Raw genomic sequence first — 22,836 nt, 5'->3', positions numbered from 1 at the left:
ATACTACTATAAGTTCGCCTCCTTTTCAATCAGAACTTCAATAACTTTTTGCTTGTTGCTCTAGCCATGTGTCTAATAATCTTCTGTTCGCATACCACCGATACCCAATCTTCATGGAAAACGGACAGTTTCTGCTTTTCAAGAGTTCTCTTGTCTTTGTTTCCCCAATTCCAAGATACTCGCTTACTTCCTTTAAATTCAATAATGCTTTTTCTATACGATTATCTCCTTTCCTGTAATTTTCTTGCTTTTATGTAATCATCATACAACTGTTTCTGTGTGATATTCATTTCTCCATTTGCTACAAGATTACCTATATAATCTCTCTGCTCTATCTTCCCAACCTCTGCAAACAGTTTCAAAGACGGGGCAACATACTTTTCCAACCATTCCCACACCTTTTGTAAACTTTTCTTCTGTGGTTGCATGGTAAGTTTAACCTTGTCTATATCTTTCATCAGTTCCGCCCATGCTTGATAGGTTGGATAAAGCCTTTTTCGTGTTGTCATGCTCTCTGTCGGCTTTTCTAAAAATCGTATTTTGCTGTTCAATACTTCCATTGCCAGTCCTGCCACATCTCTATATCTCAATAATTCCTGTACTACACTTACTGCCATTTCCTGCCGAAATCTTAATTCATATCTATTCCAATTTTCATCTAATTCTGTTCCATACTTTTTATTCTGTTCATATCCCTTTTCATAAAATACCAATCTCAAATTACTGGCTGAACTGCCAAGATAAAGACTGCCACCCTTACTCTGAAACACTTCCTCTTTCAGTTCTCCCGAGTCGTGAAAATCTATCTCCCGTAACTTTGAAGAAAGTAATCCCTCTTTTGTCCGTACAATCAAATCGGGAATACTCAAATACGGTTTTCTGTCGTCGATCGCCAAATCAATCCGAGGAACATTGATATGATACTGGCAAACTCTGTTTAAGAAGTCAAACCATGTTTCCTCATTGAGTTGTAAAAAATTCTCATAGTTGCGACAGCCTTTCCCACTCATCAAAATCTGAAAGCCTTGATACTGTGCATTTCCTGTTGGCTTTAGCACCTTGATATTATCGAAGATTGCCACAACCTCATGTCCTGCAATCCCCTTTTCATAGCCTGTTACCGTCATAAGTTCCAAAGGTATTCTCAGTACATCTTCTATAACTGCTTCTAACGGAACTTCCTTAATGGTTATCTGACACCAGTCTATCAAGGCACTTAATGCTTCTTTCTGTCGTATTACTCCCCTGTTAGTGTAGGGGAGTTCTGGAAGAAAACTTCCGCTTCTTTCTTCCAAATTTATCAAACCTCCTTATCTGCAATGGCGTTGCCATTGCCCTGCCCTCAACCTGCCGTTTGGTACGTCAGAACGAGGACAGGAACTTTGACCGCCTACATATTTTTGTTTGCAACAGGGCGGATACCCTTACAGGTAATCTTCTCCACTAATACAGGGAAGTTTCCTCTCTGCACATAAGGGGCATATACTGGTTCTTCCAGTTCCACCACAGCATAAGGCTCAATCTTTGGAAGTTCCGTTGCTTCCAAGCGAATATCCACGCTATTCCCAAGCTTCATGCTTCCAAGATGAAGTTTTAATGCTTCCACTTCCTCTGTTTTCTTCTTACTGTCTTTATCATAGCGATAACAGTTATCCGCACCCATGAAACGAAGTTCTCCAAAGGCTTCTTTTACCTGTTCTTTTGTCAATGTAATCTGCATACACGTTCCTTTCTCCCCGTTGAACCGATAGGGCAGTTTCTCATATTTTCATTTTCCTATTACGACGCCGTTTTTAGTTCAGTTATTTCTGAACTTAATTGTATATTAGCACAGACATATTTGTTTTGCAATAGGAAGTTTAGTTTTTTATAAACTTTTTGTTTTCTTTTTTCTGAACTTGTGGTATAGTGTCCTTAGACGATAAGATATGAAAAGTTATAACAGGATATGGAAAGAGAGGGTTTTCAGATGAATACAATCGCAGAACGGATTAAATTTGCCATGAAAGCAAAAAATAAAAAACAAGTAGATATAGTCAAAGATACTGGTATCAGCAAAGGAGCGTTCAGTTCCTATCTTTCGGGACAGTACAATCCGAAAGCCGATAAACTAGAACTGATTGCCGACTCTTTAGATGTAGATTTGCGTTGGCTTTACGGGGAAAATGTACCTATGGAAAATGCTCAAAAAGATGATACTGCTCCACAATATGTCTTTTACAACAACTCCTGCTCCGAGTATCTTCTTGATGATTTAGATGATATGTATATCGCAATGAAAACACAGTATTCCGCCCTCATTCCACGCTTTTATGTTCTTGTCAACCGAAGCGGAAATGAAGTACACATACTGCCATTATTTTTAAGAGAAGATAGTTCCGAGTTCTACGAATGTCCGTCTGATTTTTTCCATGCAGACAAGCACAGCGTTTTCACAAGAGATTTTGACAGTATCAGCGTGGAACTTTCAACTGCCACCGTCTATTATTATGGAATTGATACAAAGAATTATGAACCGAAAGTTTCCACGCTGTCCTACTCACAAGCTGACGATTGCTTTTATATCGACAATGGAATACAGAGCGGTCACATAAAGGCATTTGAAAAAGAACTGATGAAAGAAGCACTTTACTTAAAACATAACGCCCAGTAACAAACAAGAGGACTTGCAAGGTTTCCGACCTTTCAAGTCCTCTGCTGTATCATGGTGCTGTTGGCTGTGTCCGTTCCGTCAAGGACTGCCCTACGGCGTATCGGCTTCGCCTTGTTCCTTGACCTCACTACGTTTTCTCTTTTTCTTGACATAACAAAAGCCTGCACGAATTTTCTTCAATCCGACAGGCTCTCATTCTTTCACATACTCTATCAATTCTTCTATTCCACAATCCAAGTAACTGCACAGTTTACAGATTAGTTGTGCGTCTAATCTTTGAAATTCATTTCTGCAATAACGATTAAAGTTAGACCTCGGTATATCCAATTCCTTACAAATGGTATTCTTACTAATTCCTTTTTCTTTCAACAGTTCCTCTATGTGAAGTTCCAAATGTCCATACTTCATTTCCTCACCTCTACATAAAAGTATATTCAATAAATCTTTATGTAGTAATTCACTATATAGTGAGGTACTATATAGTTATCCCTATAACTATATAGAAACAGAGGTATGTCAAAATGAAAAAGAAATTGTTATTTGTCGCTATTATTCTAATCTTGCTTGCAGGTATTCTCTATTACATTAGCTTGCCCGATTATCTTGTATTTAACAGTATGTCATTCAGCAATGGAGCTAATCGTGATACCGAATTGCAAGTTATCGTATATCAATACTGGAATACCGATGAAGTGGTAGCGGAAATCGAAGCAGAACATAACCAAATCAACGGAACTCCTACTACTCTTACAATCAATCTATATCACTCTAAATGGTCTTTTCACAATGGATATGAACCATTTTATACTACTACTATCAATTATGATTGAAAAGGAAAAGCAGACAGTCCTATCAAAAAACTGTCTGCTACAAACTGGAAGTTACTGTGTCAGCATATCAACCGCTTCTTCCTTTGTAGCAACAAAAAATACATCCTTGCCATTATTACTTTCATACATGAAGTCCTTTAGTGGCTTACTTGTATAGTGCGAATAATCTCCAAAAATTGCAATACGACCACCATAATTCACATATTTCTGCAAAATCTCTCCCGCAAGACCCTTACTGAGAATAAAGAAATCTTCAATAATCAGTTTTTTATCAATAATAATGTTTTCTGTTCCGACATCATATTTTGCAGTCATAAGTACATCTAAAGCAGATTGCGTGTCCGTAATAACCAAGTCATCACTATCAATAAGCGCACAAATAGTGCCATTTCTTTCAATTTTAGTAACTTTCATTTTTCTACCTCCGAAATTCTTATTTGTTTATTTCTGCCATTCTATCATATTTCCTAGTCTTTAGCATTACTTTTCTCAAAAATTTAAGGACATATTGTACTTACACAATATGCCCCCATCATTCACAGCGTTCCCTTTCTATTTTTAAACAACAAGTAAATTCCTCGTTAAGAGGTTGGGTAAATTTCTTTACCCAATACTCTACCCAATCTGTACCCAAAATAGCACGATATTTTGTGAGATTTTACAGTAGTTTATAACACTTGTCAAAATAGCTAGAAACCGCTTAAATACGCTATTTAATTCGCTTTTTATCAGTCCTACGATTGATAAATTACTGTCCCATCTGCTTCGCAAAGTTTCATAGCAAAGCACTTTATGGAAATAGCGATTTTCCTTATAAACTCTGCATTTGCAGAGATTGTCAAACTAAATAAGGTAGCATTTTCCTCATGTATTTTACTCAATTTTGTTGAGTACGAATAACCATCAAATAATCCCAAGTAGATGGTCATACTCACTCGTTTCTGTATTCTTCTTGTTTTCTAAAAAGTTCCCCACACGTTCTGCTTCCTGAATCTTAATATCGTCTAAAACGTGTGTATAAGAAACTGTAGTATTATAATTTGCGTGTCCCATAATTTCTTGTACCGTTCTCGGTTTCATACCTTTCTCAAAACATCGAGTGGCAAAGGTATGACGCAATGCGTGTGGATGCACTCTTTCAAATTTCTTTGGTATCCCCCCTGTGTATAAGGCTTCTGTTCGTAACATATCATTGATTTGATTTGTTATTTGCCTCATATCACTCTCTACACTGTATCTTCCGATAGGCGAACCCATAGAAGTCAAGAATACCAAATTGCCCAACTCTTTCGGCTGTCTCCAACGCTGTCCCAAGTCCAAGCGTTTTCTTTTCACCTTTTCAAACTGGCGTTCAAGTATGCTTTGCGTTTCTCCAAAAAACGGTACTTTTCTTACAGAATTTTCTGTTTTCGGTGATGTCAGCTTCATTGTCTTGACCCCATCCTCATACTGATAGGACAAAGTTCGTTTCACATAGATTAACCTATTGGCAAAATCTATATCCTCCCATTGAAGCCCACCCACTTCACCTACTCTCAGACCTGTGAGCAGCATAAACTTATACATCTCTTCATACCAACTCTTAGTTCTTTCAAGGTAATCAATAAATATTTCCTGCTCTTCTGCAGTCAATACTCTTCTTTCAACCTTTTCGCACTTTGGTATAACCACTCCCACGACCGGATTAAGATTCATCAATCCATTTGCAATTGCCGCTTCTATACAATTTTGAAGAACACCTGTTGCATCACGAACGGATTTTGAAGATCTTCCTGCCTCTAACATATCTGCAATGGCTGTCTGAACATGAAGCTGACGAATATCTGACAATGCCTTTGTTCCAATACGCACACCATAATAATTCACAAACTTCCGTTTATATGATGGCGAACCGCCGTCTTTCAACGTAGGTGCTTTGTATTTAGCATACCATTCTTCAAACCATTCATTTAAAGTAATTGACTTGCCATCCATACCTGGTAACAGATTACTTCTTTTGGCTTCATCAATGGCTATTGCCAACTTTTGCTTCAACTCTTTTAACTTCCAGTCATACAGGACTATAGGATGTCCTTCAACTTGCGCACGCCCCATATACCTGCCATCTGGCCGCTGAGATATACCCTTACCTAACTCTTTACCCTTAAGATTCTTACCCATAATTCTAATCCTTTCACAATTGTTTCTTCCACAATCCTGAAAAGTTCAAACTATCAGCAATCTTAAAATCACACTATGATCAATGCCTACTTTTTTTCTTTCAAATCTGAATACTTTCCCTTGCTGAATTTTATATCACTGTAAAAATCACTCATACCAGAGTTCTTCTCAAAAGTTTCTAAACTCATAATCACCATGTCTCCATATCCATTTTTAGTAATAAAAACGGGTTCATCCGTATTATGACACATTTCCGACATGGCATTGGTATCTCGCAATTCTCTAATTGGAATAATTTTCGGCATTTTCTCATCTCCTTCATGTTTTATTGTAGCACAATTATGTCACGTTTTCAAGTCTAGTTTTTATGTGATTTTAAGTTGTGAAAGAACAATCTTCTATAGATAATTACATTTTTAATTGAAATTTTGCATTTTTCTTCAATTCCTCATCGAATAATTCTTTATGAATAAAGACTCTTCGTCCAATACGGACGACATATTTGCAATTAGGGTTGGATATTAGTTCTCTTGCCTTTGTTTTCCCAATTCCTACATAATTGCAAAATTCATCAACAGTCATTAGTGTTTTTTCATATTCCAATTACATTCCTCCTGCCTTTATGCCTACCAATAAAAAAACATCTCATCATAGATGCCTTTTTATTGGCAGGCATCAAAATAAATCCTGCAAGCAGCCTCTAGGAAAGGCCCACATTGGAATCGCACCATCTTCTCCAGACCGGACTTCTGCCGGAAGTATCATTATTAAAGGCAGCATCATCGCCACAAAGTTCCTACCTCTGCCTGTAATCCAATAGATCTCGCTCGTACCTTTACTTCAATACCCGATTCAGCATTTCTTCGTTTACAATCCATGTCACTTCACGACAACTTGTCGGGAAGTACATGGACAGGTAGTCCTGGCGTATTTATTACACGGCTTAACTGCCCCATACGTCTTGCAGGATTATCCATATTCAGTTGTCAAGGTTCAATGCATAACTTCTTTTTGACTTCCTGAAAGGGGGAGGAAAGAAGCGGTATGTTATGCTACTTTAAATTCTAAAATCTTGGTAATCAGCTTAGTTTCCAAACGCCGACGCAAAGTCTCATCCACACAGTAATGTACCTGCCCGTATTCGTCGATAAATTTCCTGGTTGCCAGTTTTGCTATGTAACCTTCATAATGCTTCAGCACCATGTTGATTGCCACAACATCACCCTCCGAAGCTGCCTCTATAATATGGAAAGGCAATAAATCAGCTTCGTTTTCCAGCTTATCATTCTTCCTCATCTGTATTTCCCTCCATTATATTTTTCAGTAATTCGAGCGAGCGTTTCCTATGTTCATGGACAGTGCTGCGTACCAGGTTCATTTCTCTGGCTATCTCCGCATCACTCATTTCCATAAAATATGACAGCAGGATCACGTTTCGCTTTTTTTCTGTCAGCGACTGCAACGCTTCTGCAATTAAGGCATCTTTTACTTCAATATCGTATCCAAGCACTTGAAAACAGTAATTCTCTACATCATACTCATCCATGATAAATAGTTTGCCCAACTCCTTCTTTGACAGCTCAGACAGCATCCGTTCATGTTTCTGCAGATATTCCAAATGCTTGTAGTAATCTGCAACTTCGCCTTTCAATGCCAGTTTGCATATCCTGTCAAACTGATGCTGGATTGTTTTTTTACGGGAAGAAATTTGCTCCATTAGAGTTCACCTCCTTCCCGTCCCAATCAGTTATGAGCGAAATTCTTATTTCCCCTTTCGCCCTTATCCCGATTGGCAGACCCCGGATGTTCGGGTCTGCTGAAATATTTTTGAAAAATATTTCTGTATACAAAAAGCGTCCAGACAGGCACTTTGCCCATCGGACGCTATTTATATCTGCTATTTCATTTTTCACGTTCGCCGCAGAGGTGTATAGTTCACTAACAAGGGTGGATTTTGTTCCAGCCGGGAAGAATCTGCTTATTTGCATCTCCTCCATCCTTCTAAAAATCTCTGAACACTTTTCATATAAAAAAATCCTTTGAAGTGTGTGGAATCCATAAGCCTCCCAACGCATCCAAAGGAAAAGAAAAAATGTACACAAAAAAACCTTTGAATCATGCGTTTTTTTTAATGCATTATCCAAGGCTCTTTATTGCTATTATGAACTATACACGTTCTTTTTAGTGAGCTATACTTTCATTTCCTTTCAATCAAGTGAACTATACACTATATTTGGAGGTGAATATTATGCCCACACAAAAGAGAACCGTAAGAATTGATAAAGAAATGGGATTGCGCTTGAAGAAGGCAAGAACAGAACAACGATTGACATATGACGAATTATCAGAAAAATCCGGCGTTTCTGATCGGTACATAAAGGAAATCGAGAACCATGGAAATGTACCAAGTCTTTATAAGTTTAAACAGATAATCCGTGCATTGAATATTTCTGCTGATCCGTTTTTCTATTCGGATGCCCCTGCAGAAAACCTGGACTACAAACGCCTTCAAGTTTATTTGTCACAATGTTCCGCTGACCAAATAACCACTATTTTGGCTATCGTGGAAGCCTATCTTCGGACTTACAAAAAACCCACGCAATAGAATAACAGAGAAATCTGAATTTCTTTTCGAGAAAATCTGAATATTTCTGAATTTTAACAGGTGGTATGCCGCCGGACATACCACCTGCTTTTTCTCACTTTATTTTTTTAAGTAATTGTTCCACATTTTTACTTTCTTTGATAAGTCCAAGTCCACCTATCATCTGGATTCCATCTACGATTCCCTGGTAATACGCTCGCTGCTCCTCCATAAAATGGCTATGATCTACAATTTCCATATACCTTTCAAGGTACTCTTTATCTTTCCGTGCGAGTCGTGACAAATACCTGTGAAAATCCTCATTTGCCTCTTTTAATTCAGAATCTGCCTGCTGTATATCTTCTGAATCTACAGCGTATTCCCTCTCCATAGAATCGCATCTCAATTCCTCAAGAAATGCAGCCACTGCCTCATAAACCTCATTCATTGTTATTTCCACCTTTCTCTTTCAGTAAGTATCTGCCAATACATCCGGATTTATCATCCAAAAATATTTTGCATCACTTCATCTTTAGAAGTATGTTAACAATTTTATTCCGTAAAATCAATAACAGATACTTCATCTTTAGAAAGTGCAAGAGGAATCAAATGAAAATTTACTGGAACAAAGAAACGAACTCAAAAAACATTATAGGGAAACGTGTTAGAGAATTGAGAACAGAGCGTAACCTTTCTCAAAAGGCCCTGGCTGAACAGCTCCAGCTCTGTGGATATGATTTTAACGATTTAACTATTCTAAGAATTGAGCAAGGCACAAGATTTGTACCTGATTATGAGGTTGTTGCCATAGCAGACTTTTTCAAAGTCTCCTTGGAATATCTTGTCGGACGGACAGAAAAAAGATAAGCAGTGATCCGTTATCTTTACAGACCACTGCTTACATTTTTGTTGAACCGATAGCCCACTCCCCATACTGTCTGTATATAGACAGGTTTACTGGGATCGTCCTCTATTTTTTCCCGAATGTTGCGAATATGGCTCATAATGATGTTGTAATCACCATAATATGGTTCCTTCCAAATGGTATCGTAAATTTTCTCTTTGCTGAATACCTTGCCTGGGTGTTTTGCCAAAAGAATAAGTATCTCAAACTCCGTATATGTCAGAGCAATCTCCAATCCCCCTTTATATACCTGATGTTGTATCAAATCTATCTCCAAGTCTTGAATTTTTATCTTATAATTTATTATGTCTTTAATATTGTTATTATCTTTTGCATTATTTACTGTTTCTAAAATGTCTTTTAATACATCGTCCTCTACATCATCAAACCATAGTACCAATATTTTTCCAATAATAATCCCCCCACTCTTTTTATTCTACTTATCAACAAATTTAAGTAACTAATAATCTGTTGCAAAAATAGCCGTTATTTTCTCCTCTTATAAATCAACAAATATATCAAAAAGGACAGCAATGCATAGATTATAAATGCCATACAAGACATGATAATCCCGTATTTTGCCGTAACTGTTAGTCGGCTGGAGACAAATGTAAAGCAATAGGTCACTGGATGCCAATTCACCAGTTTCCCGTTGACCACAAAAACACTTGTCACTCCTAATAGTGCAGCTAAAATGCTTCCCCAGATATATTTACCTCTTACTTTTGAAAACCACAGTACAATCGGCAATATTCCTACACAAATACTGATTCCAAAAATCAAAAAGCAAAAAATCGTCCTAAAAAACAAAAAGATTGTTAAGTCCGGGCTTTTTAAGACCAGACAAATAATCCCGGATAGAATGGCCGACACCAGGCTAAAGTTAACAGCAAGCAGAATCAATATGAAAACCTTTGCTTTTACTATGTCACACCACCTTACTGGAATGACAAGCAAATTCTTCAGACTGTCCAATACATACTCTCTGTTTATAATATAGCCCCCAATCAAAGCTATGGTGAATGGATAAAAAAGTAATGCGTTATTATATAGGTACATGTCTGTAAAATCCGCAAATGTGACTGTCCCATCACTCATAGTAAAAGTCTGGATTGAAGTAATGACAGCTGACAAGAGAATACTGATATATCCAACATAAGTAATCCTCATCCGTTTTATCTTTTTTAATTCTGCCTTAATCAGTAATATCACCGTGATACCTCCTGTCGCTTACATATTTCTATTCCAAGCACAATGGATATGATGACTGTCATAGCCAAAATAAAAATGCCTTTACCGGTTGGGTAATATAATGCATTCAACCCCATCTGAAGATTTTCTGTATATTCCAGTATACTGATTGGATACGTAATTCTATATGCAATTAGTATTGGGAAATGTAAATTCAGGCAGTGCAGCATGGAAATCTGCCACATAAACAGAAAATTTACAAGCACAAAACAATTTACTGCAATCATTGCAATTAAATCTTTTTTTCGTAGTAAGGCAATGACCAAAACTACTGGCATTGTCCCGGCAACAGACGCTGACATAGTAATAAGCAGGATTCCAAATACCCTTAAAAAATCAGGCGTATAATTTTTAAGAAATATCCCGCCAATCATGGTATAAACCGTATTGATTACTGCAAATAAAACAACAAACGTCAAAGCCGCCACCATCTTTACAAGAAAAAGCTTATGCTGTGAGATTCCGATTGTCAGAATGTTTTTCAACGTATCATTTTGTTCTTCTAACGTAAATAAGGTAAGCAGCAAAACAGAGAAAATAAATGGAGCAATCAAAAAACTGCCAAATTCTACATTCATACTGACCAGATTCCGGAATCTATAATTGCTGTTTATGCACAGTACCGTACAAAAAGCTGGCAAAAGTATTCCAATCAGACTGATGATTCTGACCGTTTTCTGACGTTTCATTTTTTTCAATTCATTCCAGTATAGTTTAAGCAATTCCTTCTCCTCCGGTGATCTTCTTAAAATAGTCCTCCAGGGTATCGCTATGTCTGCAAACTTCGTCCACAAATACACCATTTTCTGCAAGAACCTTCACGATCTGTTTCGTCTTGATTTCAGTGTTAAAGATTTGAATTGTACCATCCTCTTTGACCTGGTATTCCTTAACCCTAAGTTTCTCATCTATGAGTTGTATTACCCTTTGTAATGGTTCTGCTTTTAATGATATAAACTGCATATTCTGTTCCTTCAGTTCCCGGTAGTTTCGCTCCTCCAGCAAAAGGCCTGCGTGAATAATGCCAATCTGGTCTGCCATTAGGTCAATTTCTGACAGGATGTGGCTGGAAATTAAGATTGTCTTCCCGTATTCCCCTGTAAGCCTTTTCAGAAAATCCCTCATCTCTGCTACACCGATAGGATCCAGGCCATTCACCGGCTCATCCAGTATCAGAAGTTCCGGATCGTGAATGATTGCAGCCGCAATCCCTACTCTTTGTTTCATGCCAAGAGAATACTCTGCATATAGTTTCCTGTCTTTGTAAGAAAGACCTACTTGTTCCAGGCTCCTTTTTACCGCATCTTTATGTATGACTCCCCGCAGGCTTGCCAAAATTTCAAGGTTCTCTGTAGCTGTCAGATTCGGATAAAAACCCGGTGTTTCAATCATAGCGCCAATCCGGTTCAAGATGCTTTTTTCTGGTTTTTCAAAAGGTTTATTAAAAAGCTGAATCGTCCCTTTTGTTGCCTTCGTCAGCCCTAGAAGCATCTTCATAATCGTTGTTTTGCCAGCTCCATTTCTTCCAAGGAGGCCATATATCTCCCCTTTTTTGACATGCAAATCAACATCTTTTATTGCAGGCGTTTCACCAAAATACTTGGTAAGCCCTTCTGTTTCAATCAGAAATCCATCCATAGTCTATGTTCCTTTCTAAACCAGTATCTTTTCACTCATCTTTCATTCCTTTTATCATACCAGACTTTTCGCTGTATAACCTTAAAGAAACCTTGCAAAAAATCCATAAAAAAACTGCCCTCTCCAAACAAGACGAGCAGTTGTCAAATAGTATTCTCTTAATCCAACTCTTTAGGCAATTCCACCACGAATGCAGTACCCTGGTTTTGAACAGATTGCACAGATATCTTTCCTTTCTGCAGCAATACAAGTTCCCTGGTAATTGTCAGGCCCAGGCCGCTTCCCGTCTGGTTCCTGGAGGTGTCATTTTTGTATAGCCGGTCAAATATGTATGGAATGTCATCTGCTGAAATCCCTTTTCCATTATCTTTTACCTTGATGCTTACATATTTCTCCTCATCTGATATTTCTATCCATATCCGTGTCCCCCCACTATGAACAAGCGCATTTTTAATCAGATTATTAAGCACACGTTCCAGGAATACTTTATCCGCTATTGCATAAAGTTCATCCTTATCTGTAGTCAGCTCATAGAAAATGTGATGATTCTCCAATTCCTCTATCCAGTTCGCATAGACAGCCCTGGCCCCCTCAACAATGTCTATGGATTCCAATTCTGCCCTTTCATCTTTTGAATGTATTTTGAACCACTGAAACAAATCATCAATATACTGCTTCAGGATATATGCTTTTTCCCGGGCTGTCTCGACAAATTCTACACTGTTTTCCCCATGAATGAATTGGTAGTGAATAGCATCCAGATAACCGATGATTGAAGTTAATGGGGTCCTGATATCATGTGACAGGCAAGTCATCAGCCTGTCGTTTCTCAGATTATTCCTTTCAGCATCTATCACCCGTTCTTTATTCTTCATCATGATTTCATTGATCTTATAGCATGTATCCGCAAGAAATGACTGCCTACTGATTACAAGCCGCCTGTCCATATTTCCGCTTTGGATATCATCCAAAACTTTATTGATTTCTTTTATTTGCCAACAGACTTTTATCAGAATCACTGACAGACCGAAACAGACAGCTGCCAGTACAATAATAATATAGAGCATCTCAAATCCCCCCATCGAACCGGTATCCAACACCTCTTATCGTACAGATAAACTCCGGGGTGGCCGGGTTGACTTCTATCTTTTTTCTTATTTTACTGATGACTGCCATAATATTATCATCATCGTATACATAATCCTCCTGCCAAACGGCTTTATAAATCTGTTTCTTTGTATAAACATGCCGAGGTGTTGCCGCCAGGAAATACAGGACATCAAATTCTTTTCCTGTCAGAAATATCTCCCTGTCTTTTGTACGCACCGCTTTACTTGCCGGGGAAATTGTAATATTGGGATACTTTAATTCTTCCATTTTAGACAGACCGTTGTTGAGAACGGTGTTACGTCGAATCTGCGAAGCTACCCTTGCCAGAAGTTCCTTTATGTCAAATGGTTTTGTAATGTAATCATCTGCGCCTATATATAAGCCGCTGACTTTATCGGACTGAGAATTCTTTGCGGTCAGCAAAATAACCGGCACTGCGTAATTTTCCCGGATTCTTTTCAGAATAGAAAATCCATCTGCACCAGGAAGCATGATGTCCAACAGTACCAGGGAATACCTTTTCTTTCCAAGTAAATTCAGCGCCAAATCACCATTCCATGCGGTATCAACCTCATATTTATCCTTCATACAGCTTTCTAATATTTTTAATAAATCCTGGTCATCATCTACAATTAATATCTTATCCACCATTTCACTTCTTCCTATTTCTATCAATCTATGCTTAAAAATTTTGTATCATTATACACCCATTCTAGCCTCAATGCCAGTTTTTTCTTTCCTCAGCTCCCCGGATCGTATAATATCAAAGGATACTTTTCCTCTCCTTTTAGGCATAGAACCTATTTTTGAGAGTAATAGCAAGCACTGCCTGTGTCCGGACACAGGCCCAAATTTGCCATTGCGCCCTCCGGCCTGCCATGAACAAATTTATATAGGGAAGTATCCCTTGCCCTCTGTATTTTTCTTCTTATCACCTTGACCTTTTCCATTATTTTTGCTACAATTTGCTATGGACATTTTTGCCCAAACAACCGAATACAAAATAAACGAACTGTTGTAAACCGAACAAGTTACAGCAGTTTTTTTGTACCCAAATTTAAGGAGGTAGCCTTACCATGGCCAACAGATCACGAACACATCGTAATGAATTTCATCTAAACGATGATGAACAATACATACTGGATGAAAAATTCCGGCTCTCCAGAATGAAAAGCAAATCTGCGTTTCTCCGAAAGCTGGTTCTCTATGGGTTTGTATACGATGTAGATTATTCAAGTCTTCGGAAAATGAACGCACTCTTGGGAAATATCAGTGGTAACTTAAATCAAATTGCTAAAAGAGTAAATACTACTAATACCATTTACAAAAAAGACATGGAAGATATAAAGGAGTTGATGAATCAAATATGGCATACACAAAAATCCATCCTATCAAAGCAACCGTTAATAAGGCAATAGATTATATCTGCAATCCTGAAAAAACTGATGAGAGTATTTACATCTCTTCTTTTGCTTGTGCCGCTGAAACTGCCGCTTATGATTTTAAATATACACTTGATCACGCCAATGATTTTAACAGCATAAAAAAGGATGAAAAAGAAAACAAAGCCTTTCATTTAATCCAGGCTTTTTCTCCCGGTGAAGTTTCCTTTGAGGAGGCTCATGCCATAGGAAAAGAGTTGGCTGACAAATTACTGGGCGGAAAATATTCTTATGTTCTCACTACACACATTGACAAAGGCCATGTGCATAACCACATTATCTTTTGTGCGGTAGACAATCTTCAATTTAATCATTACCATGATTGCAAAAAAAGTTACTGGTGTATCCGGAATCTTAGTGATGATCTATGCCGAGAACATAACCTATCAGTAATAGACACAAACAACTGTCGGGGAATGAAATATAAAGAATGGTCTGAAAATAGAAATCAAAACAGTTGGAAAGCAAAGCTTCGCAAAGACATTAACCAATCCATAAAAGCATCTTCCAACTATGAAGAATTTCTGGCTCTAATGAAAGCCAAAGGATATGAAATGAAGAATACTGCTTTGGACAACAGTAGTGGAAAATATATTGCTTTTCGTCCATTTGGCCAGGACAACTTTATTCGTGGGCGTGCTAAATCGCTTGGGAGTAATTATACAAAACAACGGATTAAAGAAAGAATAGACAATAAAAAACTTCGGTCCACTGATCTCCCGCAATCCTCAAAAAAAATTCAGCGCCTTATTGATATTGATTCCAGTCCCAAGTTTACAGAAAATATAGGTTTAAAAAAATGGGCAGCCAAGGAAAATCTCCAAATTGCGGCTAAGACTTATAACTATTTGTATTCCAAAAATGTTCATAGTTTTTCTGATCTGGATGATCGCATTACATTTCTGAAAGAACAGGCCAAATCAATCAACAGCCATATTGTTTCTTTAGAGCAGCAACTCCGGCAACTTGCTGAAATCATTAAATATGCAGAGCAATATCTGGAAACAAAAACATACAATGACCGCTATTTAAAAGCAAAAGATCAGGAGAGATTTTTTCAGAAATACGAATCACAACTTATTCTTTTTGGCGGTGCAGAACGTATGCTGCAACAAAAGGGCATAAATCTGAAACAAATGAATTTGCAAAACCTGAAAGAACAGTATCAAACCCTTGATGCTAAGCGTAGTCAATTATCTAAAGATTATAAAACAGTTTGCAAGGAGAAAAAAGACTTAGATCTTTGCAAAGAAAATATAATAAAGTATCTAAATATTTCACCACAAGATTTAGAAAAAATGCCTGTACCAACTATTTTTTCTGAGCTTTAAATAAGCAGTGACCTTTATAGATCACTGCTTAAATTAGCATTAAACCGATAGCCTACTCCCCAAACCGTTTGAATATAGAATGGATTGTATGAATCATCCTCTATTTTTTTACGAATATTATGAATGTGCCGCATAATAATATTATAATCACCAAAATACGGTTCACCCCATATAAGATTATATATATCCTCTTTGCGATACACCTTTCCTGGGTTTTGCATCAATAATTTAAGTATCTCAAATTCTGTAAATGTTAAATCTACTTTCTCTTCGTGATGAAGCACCTCCCTTTTATCTAAAAAAACACTCAATTCATAAACACGGAGTACATTTTCAAGTTCAATATCTTCTATATTAACCGTCATCCCTTTATTGTTCAAAAAAGAAAGTACCGACTTCACCATTTCATCTGCATTATCTTCAAAAGATATTAGTATAATTTTCCCATATCAAATCCACCCTTCTTACAATTATTTCAATCATCTTTTTTGTCAAACCACTCTTCTTATAGACTCTCATCTGATATTTTATGGAAAAAAAATTATTATAAGAATGGCTATTATGATAAACGCCATAATTATTCCAAGTAATAACTTATTAACAGTCTTATTTGAATTTGCTCTCAATAATTTGCGATCTGATGTATACACCCTCACTGGCTGATACTCTTTTAACAGGCTTTGCGCCTCTCCTTTCTGACTTTCGTCAACCATAATATCTTCGCCTGAGACAGAGTTACCTGAATACACATCCATAATACTTCCCTGACGTATTGCTATAATTCCGTTCTCCTTAAAAAACTGAATAATCTGTTCTGCCTCTGCCAAACTATCTACTGTTATAATCTTTACAAATTTTGCGTCAATCATAATTTCACCCCTATCTCTTAATATTACTATTTTATGATTCCCATAAATTGTTCTATTTCCAACAGTATTTTTATACTTGCTCATTCATTAAATATTTTTTCATAGAAATTCTCTGCAAAATGCCATAAACTAATATAATTGCAACAAATATAGCCAAATGTGTAATAATTAAGCTATGATTTTTTGTTCCAAAAAGTTCTGGAATCAAATAATATATAGGTATAATGACCGCAAACGAAATCACATATGAAACGACCATCATGATTTCCAGCTTTTCAAGCAGGTTTTTGTCAAACAGATAAGTATACGCAAGGAAAATTGTTCCTTGTAATAGAGCAACGCTCCAACCCAACAAGGTTAAATCTATAAAACTGACCAATTGCACTTTTCCGGTTATAATAAATGGAATAGACACAATTGTTCCAATTAAAGCACCGCCGATATTTAATATCAGAAGAAGCAGGTATTTTTCTGTAACCAATTCCTTTTTCTGAATCGGGGCTGTAATCATAAGCATATTCCATTTTGAATGCTTATCCAGATTGATAACCGTAGTTAATAAGGAACTACTCAGCAGAACCGGAACCAAAGCGATTGCAAACTCATGATGTCTTACAATAAGGTAAACCAGAAAGATTGCAATGATTACTAATATGTTTTTTAATGCAATTTTCAGATTGTAAAAATCTTTCAGCAGCAAGCCTTTCATACCAATTCCCCCTTAATCATAATCTTCATAATCTCATCAATTGTTGCCTGGTCTATCAATAAATTTTTATACTTAACCCTGGTATCTGTATGATTATGAATGAGTACCGCTGCACCATTCTCATCTTTGTAAAAGGCAATCATGTCCCCCTTATCTATTTCATTTAACTGATTTCCCCGGCAGCGTATAATCGCATTTTCATACAGAAGCTCATCCTTGCTTTTCTCAAAAACCACCTCACCCTGATTGATAAATACAATATAATCCGCTATCTTCTGCAAGTCTTCCACGATATGACTGGAAAATAATACCGCATTTTCATCATCCGATACAAAATCCAATAATAAATCTAACATTTCTTCTCTCATAACCGGATCTAAGGCTGAAAGTGATTCGTCAATAACCAACAGTTTAGGGTGATGGCTCAATGCACAAATAAGTGAAAGCTTAGTTTTCATTCCCTTTGAATATTCACCTATTTTTTTCTCGGTTGGGATATTAAATTTTGTCAGAAGTTCTAAATAATAATTTCTGTCCCATTTCATATATATTTTTGAAAAGATTTTCTCAAGCTTAAATGCTGTAAGATTCTCAAAAAATACACTGTCATCAAACACTACACCTATATTTTCTTTATCTGATAATGACAAACTTCCAATCTCTTTTCCATAAAGCTTAACCATTCCTTTATCTGCAGCACAGATATTTAAAATGGTTTTCAGTGTAGTAGACTTGCCTGCACCATTTTCTCCTATCAAACCCACAATACATCCTTTGGGAACATTAAAACTTATATTTTTTAATGCAAAGTGAGGATATGATTTACTAACATCTTTTAATTCAATCACACTGCTCATAATATCAACCTCCTATTCCTCTCCATAATAAAGCATATTAAGAATCTCCTGCAGCATTTCCACCTTAATGCCACTCCGCTTTGCAAGCATGACAACTTCATCCAACTTCTCCTCTATCATGGAATTGATTTCTTCCGTCTTGGCATTGTTTTGCTCTATAACAAAAGTTCCCTTTCCAACTACTGTTTTGATAAATCCTTCTTTTTGTAAATCCTCATAAGCACGTTTTACCGTGATCACACTGATATGCAATTGTCGTGCCAAATTTCTAACCGATGGCAGAAGCTCTTCATCTTTGAGTTCTCCAGAAACTATCATAGCTTTAATCTGAGTATTTATCTGTTCATATATTGGTGTGCTGCTGCTAGTGCTTATGATTACCTCCACCTCATTTCACCCCGTCTCCTTTCAATATACACACGTCATAACTTATATATACACTATATAACACTCATACACACTTGTCAATATATATTCTAGTAATAAAGTATGTAAAATTTAAAACATTAAATATAGCGATAGAAAGTGCCTCCCCAGGCCCTCCCTATCGCCATGAAAGTTATTCTATCAATCCATTCCTATCGGACTTTCTATCGGTTTCTTTCGATGCTTTACTGCTCTCTTCCCTCTCACCTGTAATACGTTCCCGGTTCATAGCCAGCTTGTCCATTATGGAGAGTCCTTTTATGTCCTTCCCTTTCTTTTCCTCCACATCCAGATTGTTCAAAATCCCATCTATCTGGTTATAGTTTGCCTCCTCCAGTTCTTCCACTTTTGCCAGTGGATTCTTCTCCCGGCGTTCCCATAAATCATCCACCCGGTTTCGCGGACTCTGTGCCATTTCCCTACTTTCTCTGGCCCTTGTTTCCTTATCCCACACTTCCATCTTGGGGAACCTGGCAATGGCATCCTGGACCGCCTGCTGTACCAGCGGACTATCACGGAACTCCGGCACGTGGTTGATCATATCCACATCTATTACCCGGCCACTTACCAGTTCATAGGTAAGATCCTGATCTGGCTCATTTTCTGTATGCAGCACAAATCCAATCCCCTTGATTCCGTTAATCCTGCTTGACGGGATTGATTCATATATACGGACTGCCTCTTCAAAATCCAAATTGTCATGGTATTCCCCAAGCATTGGAAACTCCATACACTCTGCCACATAAAAAGACAAGGTCTGTGCCGGCGGCTCAAAGACTACCTCCACTTTCTCCCGGTCGGAAACAGTTTCCCGCATACTTTTCACTTTTTCTTCCAGATATTCATTTGCCCTGGCAAGAAATTCCTCAATGGTTCCTGTTTTCTCTGCTGTGATTGGGTTAATATCCACCGGCATTCCGGCAAGCGTCAATCCATCCTCATGAAGCAGATTGAAAAAAGCATCTTCCCTTATCTCTCCTTCAAATTCAAGGACCACATCCACATCGGACCCTGCTTTTTCTCCCCCTACTGTCCGACTCCCGTACACTCTTGCCGCCCGGAGCTTTACCTCATACCCTGCTTCTTCTGCTGCGCTCTGGGCATAAGCAAGGACAGTTTCTTCTATATCCGCCCGGCTCATGTGGTTAAGGGATGCTTCCGGCTGTGTCATATCAGAAACCGCTGGAAAAATCTTTCGTTCTTTTTCCCGGATTTCTTCCCTTACAAGTCCTATGAATCCGTCCAATACCGCCGGATGGCTTGTGACCAAAAAGTCTGTGTTCCGCCCACTTTCCGTATAAATTGGAACCGTCTGCGCCCATGTTTTATTGTCACGGGAGAAACGCCCATCTGATTCCAGTTCACGGACGGTATTTGCAAGTACATAAGATACCCGTTCCACCCCATATTGCGCTAACACTGGTGCGGCTGCATCATGGTTAAGGTGCATCCCGTCAAAGTTTTCCCGGATTGCCGTTTCAATCGCTGATTTGCAGGCGATATTTTCATTCATGGATGCCCGGTATTCTTTAATTTCCCCATGCTCCCAGGCATCCCCGGCCGGGTAGCGGTAAACTGGCAGGTATTCTTTCTGCCACATCTCCAGCTGCGCCCTTTCTGCCTCTTCCACCTGTTCCATGAACGTATCATAATTTAACACCGCTCCTTCTTCCGGGTGCAGATGCTGTTCCTGCAGAAGTTCGTCCATGGCCTCTTGTATCGTCACATTCGTGTCATCATAGATCCCACCGTCCAGCACCAGGAAATCCCTGTCATAAAAAGTGTAATCAAATCCGCCCTCTGTATGCTGAATAGCAAAATATCCCTCCCCAATCTGATACGCTATCTGTGTCTCATGCTGGTCCAGGGCAATGTCTATCCGTTCTACAAGCCTATGGATCTCTGGCCGGTTCCAGTGTTCCATGCTCTCATAGTCAAATATCATCCGGTCTATGCCATGGATACACTGGATAAAATCCAGACTGCCGGGAAGCGGCAGACTGTTCTGCACGCCAAAGGCTTTCATCTTATCATTGGGCAGTGTAAAATAGGCCTGCAGCGCTGTTTCCAACTCTCCATATTTCTCAATCTCCAGCGGCTCCGTCTTCTGTAAATCTGTCACCACATAGAAATGGTCAATGAAAGGACGTTCTTCCTCTGCCGCCTGTTCCTGTAACTGCTCTAAAAACCGGGGAACCTCCCGGAACCCAACGCTATCCACATACTGGGCATGATTTTCCCTGTTTTTATGTATCAGCACGATATCGCTGACTGACAAAGAATGCCCGGTAAAATCTTCCGGGCGGAACAGGTTAAACTGTTCAAAAATATCATCCAGTGTCTGTCCTTCCTGTAGCGGTGCTGTATAAATCAGCTCATAATTTTCTTTTTCCACCTGCAGCCCGGATTTTTCCAATAGAGCCAGGTTCGTGAAGCGGTGGTAACGCAGTTCCTCCCCTTCTTTTAACTGATAGATTCCAAAACGGTCTGTCTCTCCGGTAAACAGCTCTTTTTCCGCTTCGCTGGAAAATGTCAGTTCCTCTGGCTGCTCGATCTCCTTCCATGCTTTTTCGATCACCTGCTCATGGACACGAAAATCCGGTTCATGAAGCGTATCACGGAGTTCTTGGGCCAGCCGGTACACCGCTTCCATATCTCCATTCTTTTCTGCATAAGCATACAGTAATTTCCATTCTGAATCATTTAATACCGATTCCCCAAAGTCGATGCGGTTAATGAGGTTTTGCACCTGGTCTTTTATGGGACGTTCTGTATTCTCTACCACTTCGGTTCCGTCCATATCAAACCAGAAATCATAAAAGAATGGGTAATCATCTCCTTTCCCGCTGGAATCCAGGATGGGGACAGCTTCTGCCCCTTGGCTTCTGAAATATTCTTCTATGACCAGATCTGACCGTGTATCTTCATCCATTCCGGCAATGGTTTCCATCTGTTCTTTTACCCATTCCCGGCTCTGGTCTGTTATTTTGCAGACAACATATTCGGATGCGAACTGTGAGGAATACATTACTACCACATCGCTGTCCTTAATGGGTTCCTGCTCCAATTCCTCCATCTCTTTCTCCATTTTACGAAAAGCTTCCTCATTCCTATCCATTTCTTCTTTGAGCCTGCGGAAATCCTCTCTATTTTCGTTCCACGCCATTTGCAATTCTGTATATCTTCCCATACCTGCTCCTTTCCGGGATTTCCCCTATAATACGTTTTCTTTCTTTTTATTCTGAGTAGCTGCCGGTGCATTTACCCCCTGGCTCTTTTGGTAAGTGGTCAGCTTGTCCATAATGGAGGGCTTGTCTTTCCCTTGTTCTTGGAGTTTCTTGCGTCCCTCCTGGATCTGGCCTGCCCCCTGCTCCAATGCCTCCAGCTTTGCGATCCCTTTATCCATCTCCCCTGCTTTTCTCAGACAGAACTGTTTCATTCCCTGGTAGGGACGTTTGATGTGATGGAAAAAACCATGTTCTTTTGCTTCCGGTGTGGCCAGGGTCTCCTTACCGGAAAGCGCCCTGCCGATATTTCTGGTGTGGGTGGTGGTTTCCCGCAGCTCCTGGCTTACTCTGTCAATCTTATCTATAGATGCCTGCATATCTCCCGCTGTTCGTAACAGATCGTCTCTCAGGGAAACTATCATCTCCTTGATTCCAAGGGTTTCACAGACATGATTTAAGGCAGTCACTCCATGTTCTTTAAACTTTTGGACTGCCTTTCCCGCTTTCTCATTCAAAGTTGCCCGCATGCTGCCTATTTTTTCCTGCATGGCAGAGATCCTCTGCTCAAGCTGTCCGGAAACTTCCGTCAGGCGGTCCCTGAGGGTTTTGCTCTGTGGTGTCTGCTGGATCTGGTGAAGCTGCTCTTTGACCATGTCCAGTTCTTCCAGGACGTTATAAAAATTTTCTTCTACATCATTCATATAATTCATTAGCAGATGGACCGTTTGCTGCTCCTGTGCCATATTCAGGTCAATCAGGATTTTTAAAAGTTCCTCCACATTTGGCATTTCTTTGACTGGTTCCTCTGCAACATCAATGGTCATGTTCTCTTTTTCTGATGGCAT

At 38.7% G+C, this 22,836-nt stretch carries 31 protein-coding genes; 6 read left to right on the top strand and 25 right to left on the bottom strand.

The window, feature by feature from the left end:
• Positions 1-37: 37 nt before the first annotated feature.
• From WMO65_RS19385 to WMO65_RS19375, 3 genes are all read right to left on the bottom strand, one after another.
• A complete protein-coding gene (locus tag WMO65_RS19385; RefSeq protein WP_035102529.1) occupies positions 38-202 on the bottom strand; it encodes a helix-turn-helix domain-containing protein in 165 nt (54 codons plus the stop codon).
• Positions 203-221: 19 nt separating this feature from the next.
• A complete protein-coding gene (locus tag WMO65_RS19380) occupies positions 222-1,304 on the bottom strand; it encodes a replication initiation factor domain-containing protein (RefSeq protein ID WP_148393687.1) in 1,083 nt (360 codons plus the stop codon).
• A gap of 86 nt (positions 1,305-1,390) precedes the next feature.
• Positions 1,391-1,720 (bottom strand): hypothetical protein, encoded by a 330-nt coding sequence (locus tag WMO65_RS19375; protein ID WP_005335695.1) that lies wholly within the window; start codon positions 1,718-1,720, stop codon positions 1,391-1,393.
• Positions 1,721-1,969: 249 nt separating this feature from the next.
• Here WMO65_RS19375 and WMO65_RS19370 point away from each other — a divergent pair, with 249 nt between their 5' ends.
• Complete coding sequence (locus tag WMO65_RS19370; protein ID WP_148393688.1) at positions 1,970-2,653, top strand: helix-turn-helix domain-containing protein; 684 nt, start codon at positions 1,970-1,972, stop codon at positions 2,651-2,653.
• A gap of 192 nt (positions 2,654-2,845) precedes the next feature.
• On the opposite strand, the gene WMO65_RS19365 is transcribed toward WMO65_RS19370, so the two are convergent.
• Positions 2,846-3,061 (bottom strand): helix-turn-helix domain-containing protein, encoded by a 216-nt coding sequence (locus tag WMO65_RS19365; RefSeq protein WP_004611575.1) that lies wholly within the window; start codon positions 3,059-3,061, stop codon positions 2,846-2,848.
• 113 nt (positions 3,062-3,174) lie between these two features.
• Here WMO65_RS19365 and WMO65_RS19360 point away from each other — a divergent pair, with 113 nt between their 5' ends.
• Positions 3,175-3,483 (top strand): hypothetical protein, encoded by a 309-nt coding sequence (locus WMO65_RS19360; protein WP_148393689.1) that lies wholly within the window; start codon positions 3,175-3,177, stop codon positions 3,481-3,483.
• 51 nt (positions 3,484-3,534) lie between these two features.
• Here WMO65_RS19360 and WMO65_RS19355 read toward each other — a convergent pair whose 3' ends face one another.
• From WMO65_RS19355 to WMO65_RS19325, 7 genes are all read right to left on the bottom strand, one after another.
• A complete protein-coding gene (locus WMO65_RS19355) occupies positions 3,535-3,897 on the bottom strand; it encodes a DUF4180 domain-containing protein (RefSeq protein WP_148393690.1) in 363 nt (120 codons plus the stop codon).
• A 489-nt stretch (positions 3,898-4,386) separates the two neighbouring features.
• Positions 4,387-5,643 carry a site-specific integrase gene (locus tag WMO65_RS19350; RefSeq protein ID WP_349064637.1) on the bottom strand — a complete coding sequence of 419 codons (1,257 nt, stop codon included), beginning with the start codon at positions 5,641-5,643 and terminating at the stop codon, positions 4,387-4,389.
• A gap of 86 nt (positions 5,644-5,729) precedes the next feature.
• Positions 5,730-5,948, bottom strand: a complete 219-nt coding sequence (locus tag WMO65_RS19345; protein ID WP_349064636.1) for a type II toxin-antitoxin system Phd/YefM family antitoxin — start codon at positions 5,946-5,948, stop codon at positions 5,730-5,732.
• A 103-nt stretch (positions 5,949-6,051) separates the two neighbouring features.
• Positions 6,052-6,246 (bottom strand): excisionase family DNA-binding protein, encoded by a 195-nt coding sequence (locus WMO65_RS19340; RefSeq protein ID WP_349064635.1) that lies wholly within the window; start codon positions 6,244-6,246, stop codon positions 6,052-6,054.
• Positions 6,247-6,690: 444 nt separating this feature from the next.
• Positions 6,691-6,939 carry a helix-turn-helix domain-containing protein gene (locus tag WMO65_RS19335; RefSeq protein ID WP_349064634.1) on the bottom strand — a complete coding sequence of 83 codons (249 nt, stop codon included), beginning with the start codon at positions 6,937-6,939 and terminating at the stop codon, positions 6,691-6,693.
• Complete coding sequence (locus WMO65_RS19330; protein WP_349064633.1) at positions 6,926-7,360, bottom strand: RNA polymerase sigma factor; 435 nt, start codon at positions 7,358-7,360, stop codon at positions 6,926-6,928. Before WMO65_RS19330 ends, WMO65_RS19335 begins: the two co-directional genes overlap by 14 nt.
• Positions 7,338-7,631, bottom strand: coding sequence for a hypothetical protein (locus tag WMO65_RS19325; RefSeq protein ID WP_349064632.1), 294 nt, complete (start codon positions 7,629-7,631; stop codon positions 7,338-7,340). Before WMO65_RS19325 ends, WMO65_RS19330 begins: the two co-directional genes overlap by 23 nt.
• Positions 7,632-7,891: 260 nt before the next feature.
• Between WMO65_RS19325 and WMO65_RS19320 the strand changes: the two genes are divergently transcribed.
• Positions 7,892-8,248: a helix-turn-helix domain-containing protein gene (locus WMO65_RS19320; RefSeq protein WP_349064631.1), complete on the top strand. Its 357-nt coding sequence runs from the start codon at positions 7,892-7,894 to the stop codon at positions 8,246-8,248.
• A 94-nt stretch (positions 8,249-8,342) separates the two neighbouring features.
• Here the strand turns inward: WMO65_RS19320 and WMO65_RS19315 are convergent, their stop codons facing one another.
• On the bottom strand, positions 8,343-8,675 hold the full coding sequence (locus WMO65_RS19315) for a hypothetical protein (protein WP_349064630.1): 333 nt from the start codon (positions 8,673-8,675) through the stop codon (positions 8,343-8,345).
• Positions 8,676-8,836: 161 nt separating this feature from the next.
• Here WMO65_RS19315 and WMO65_RS19310 point away from each other — a divergent pair, with 161 nt between their 5' ends.
• A complete protein-coding gene (locus tag WMO65_RS19310; protein ID WP_349064629.1) occupies positions 8,837-9,094 on the top strand; it encodes a helix-turn-helix domain-containing protein in 258 nt (85 codons plus the stop codon).
• 17 nt (positions 9,095-9,111) lie between these two features.
• Here WMO65_RS19310 and WMO65_RS19305 read toward each other — a convergent pair whose 3' ends face one another.
• The 6 genes from WMO65_RS19305 to WMO65_RS19280 all read right to left on the bottom strand — a co-directional run bounded on the left by WMO65_RS19305 (position 9,112) and on the right by WMO65_RS19280 (position 13,781).
• Entirely contained in the window at positions 9,112-9,531 is a 420-nt protein-coding gene (locus WMO65_RS19305) for a winged helix-turn-helix domain-containing protein (RefSeq protein WP_349064628.1), read from the bottom strand.
• An 86-nt stretch (positions 9,532-9,617) separates the two neighbouring features.
• Positions 9,618-10,343, bottom strand: a complete 726-nt coding sequence (locus WMO65_RS19300; RefSeq protein WP_349064627.1) for an ABC transporter permease — start codon at positions 10,341-10,343, stop codon at positions 9,618-9,620.
• Entirely contained in the window at positions 10,340-11,185 is an 846-nt protein-coding gene (locus tag WMO65_RS19295) for an ABC transporter permease (protein WP_349064626.1), read from the bottom strand. Before WMO65_RS19295 ends, WMO65_RS19300 begins: the two co-directional genes overlap by 4 nt.
• Entirely contained in the window at positions 11,097-12,020 is a 924-nt protein-coding gene (locus WMO65_RS19290) for an ABC transporter ATP-binding protein (RefSeq protein ID WP_349064625.1), read from the bottom strand. Before WMO65_RS19290 ends, WMO65_RS19295 begins: the two co-directional genes overlap by 89 nt.
• 158 nt (positions 12,021-12,178) lie before the next feature.
• A complete protein-coding gene (locus WMO65_RS19285; RefSeq protein WP_349064624.1) occupies positions 12,179-13,087 on the bottom strand; it encodes a sensor histidine kinase in 909 nt (302 codons plus the stop codon).
• Position 13,088: 1 nt separating this feature from the next.
• Positions 13,089-13,781 (bottom strand): response regulator transcription factor, encoded by a 693-nt coding sequence (locus tag WMO65_RS19280; RefSeq protein WP_349064623.1) that lies wholly within the window; start codon positions 13,779-13,781, stop codon positions 13,089-13,091.
• A gap of 425 nt (positions 13,782-14,206) precedes the next feature.
• Between WMO65_RS19280 and WMO65_RS19275 the strand changes: the two genes are divergently transcribed.
• On the top strand, positions 14,207-14,548 hold the full coding sequence (locus WMO65_RS19275; RefSeq protein WP_349064622.1) for a plasmid mobilization protein: 342 nt from the start codon (positions 14,207-14,209) through the stop codon (positions 14,546-14,548).
• Entirely contained in the window at positions 14,497-15,903 is a 1,407-nt protein-coding gene (locus tag WMO65_RS19270; RefSeq protein WP_349064621.1) for a relaxase/mobilization nuclease domain-containing protein, read from the top strand. The genes WMO65_RS19275 and WMO65_RS19270 overlap by 52 nt, the downstream gene beginning before the upstream one ends.
• A gap of 14 nt (positions 15,904-15,917) precedes the next feature.
• Here the strand turns inward: WMO65_RS19270 and WMO65_RS19265 are convergent, their stop codons facing one another.
• The 7 genes from WMO65_RS19265 to WMO65_RS19235 all read right to left on the bottom strand — a co-directional run bounded on the left by WMO65_RS19265 (position 15,918) and on the right by WMO65_RS19235 (position 22,836).
• Positions 15,918-16,307, bottom strand: coding sequence for a winged helix-turn-helix domain-containing protein (locus WMO65_RS19265; protein ID WP_349064620.1), 390 nt, complete (start codon positions 16,305-16,307; stop codon positions 15,918-15,920).
• Positions 16,308-16,430: 123 nt separating this feature from the next.
• On the bottom strand, positions 16,431-16,772 hold the full coding sequence (locus WMO65_RS19260; RefSeq protein WP_349064619.1) for a putative signal transducing protein: 342 nt from the start codon (positions 16,770-16,772) through the stop codon (positions 16,431-16,433).
• Positions 16,773-16,842: 70 nt separating this feature from the next.
• On the bottom strand, positions 16,843-17,481 hold the full coding sequence (locus tag WMO65_RS19255) for an ABC-2 transporter permease (protein WP_349064618.1): 639 nt from the start codon (positions 17,479-17,481) through the stop codon (positions 16,843-16,845).
• Positions 17,478-18,338, bottom strand: coding sequence for an ABC transporter ATP-binding protein (locus WMO65_RS19250; protein ID WP_349064617.1), 861 nt, complete (start codon positions 18,336-18,338; stop codon positions 17,478-17,480). Before WMO65_RS19250 ends, WMO65_RS19255 begins: the two co-directional genes overlap by 4 nt.
• A 12-nt stretch (positions 18,339-18,350) precedes the next feature.
• A complete protein-coding gene (locus WMO65_RS19245; protein WP_349064616.1) occupies positions 18,351-18,725 on the bottom strand; it encodes a GntR family transcriptional regulator in 375 nt (124 codons plus the stop codon).
• Between the two features lie 172 nt (positions 18,726-18,897).
• On the bottom strand, positions 18,898-21,954 hold the full coding sequence (locus tag WMO65_RS19240; RefSeq protein ID WP_349064615.1) for a DUF3849 domain-containing protein: 3,057 nt from the start codon (positions 21,952-21,954) through the stop codon (positions 18,898-18,900).
• 24 nt (positions 21,955-21,978) lie between these two features.
• Entirely contained in the window at positions 21,979-22,836 is an 858-nt protein-coding gene (locus WMO65_RS19235; RefSeq protein WP_349064614.1) for a DUF6674 family protein, read from the bottom strand.

It is taken from the genome of Blautia caccae, from assembly GCF_040095955.1.
GTDB lineage: Bacteria > Bacillota > Clostridia > Lachnospirales > Lachnospiraceae > Blautia > Blautia celeris.
Note: the sequence above shows the minus strand (reverse complement) of the source record. Positions and strands in the feature narration are given on the sequence as shown.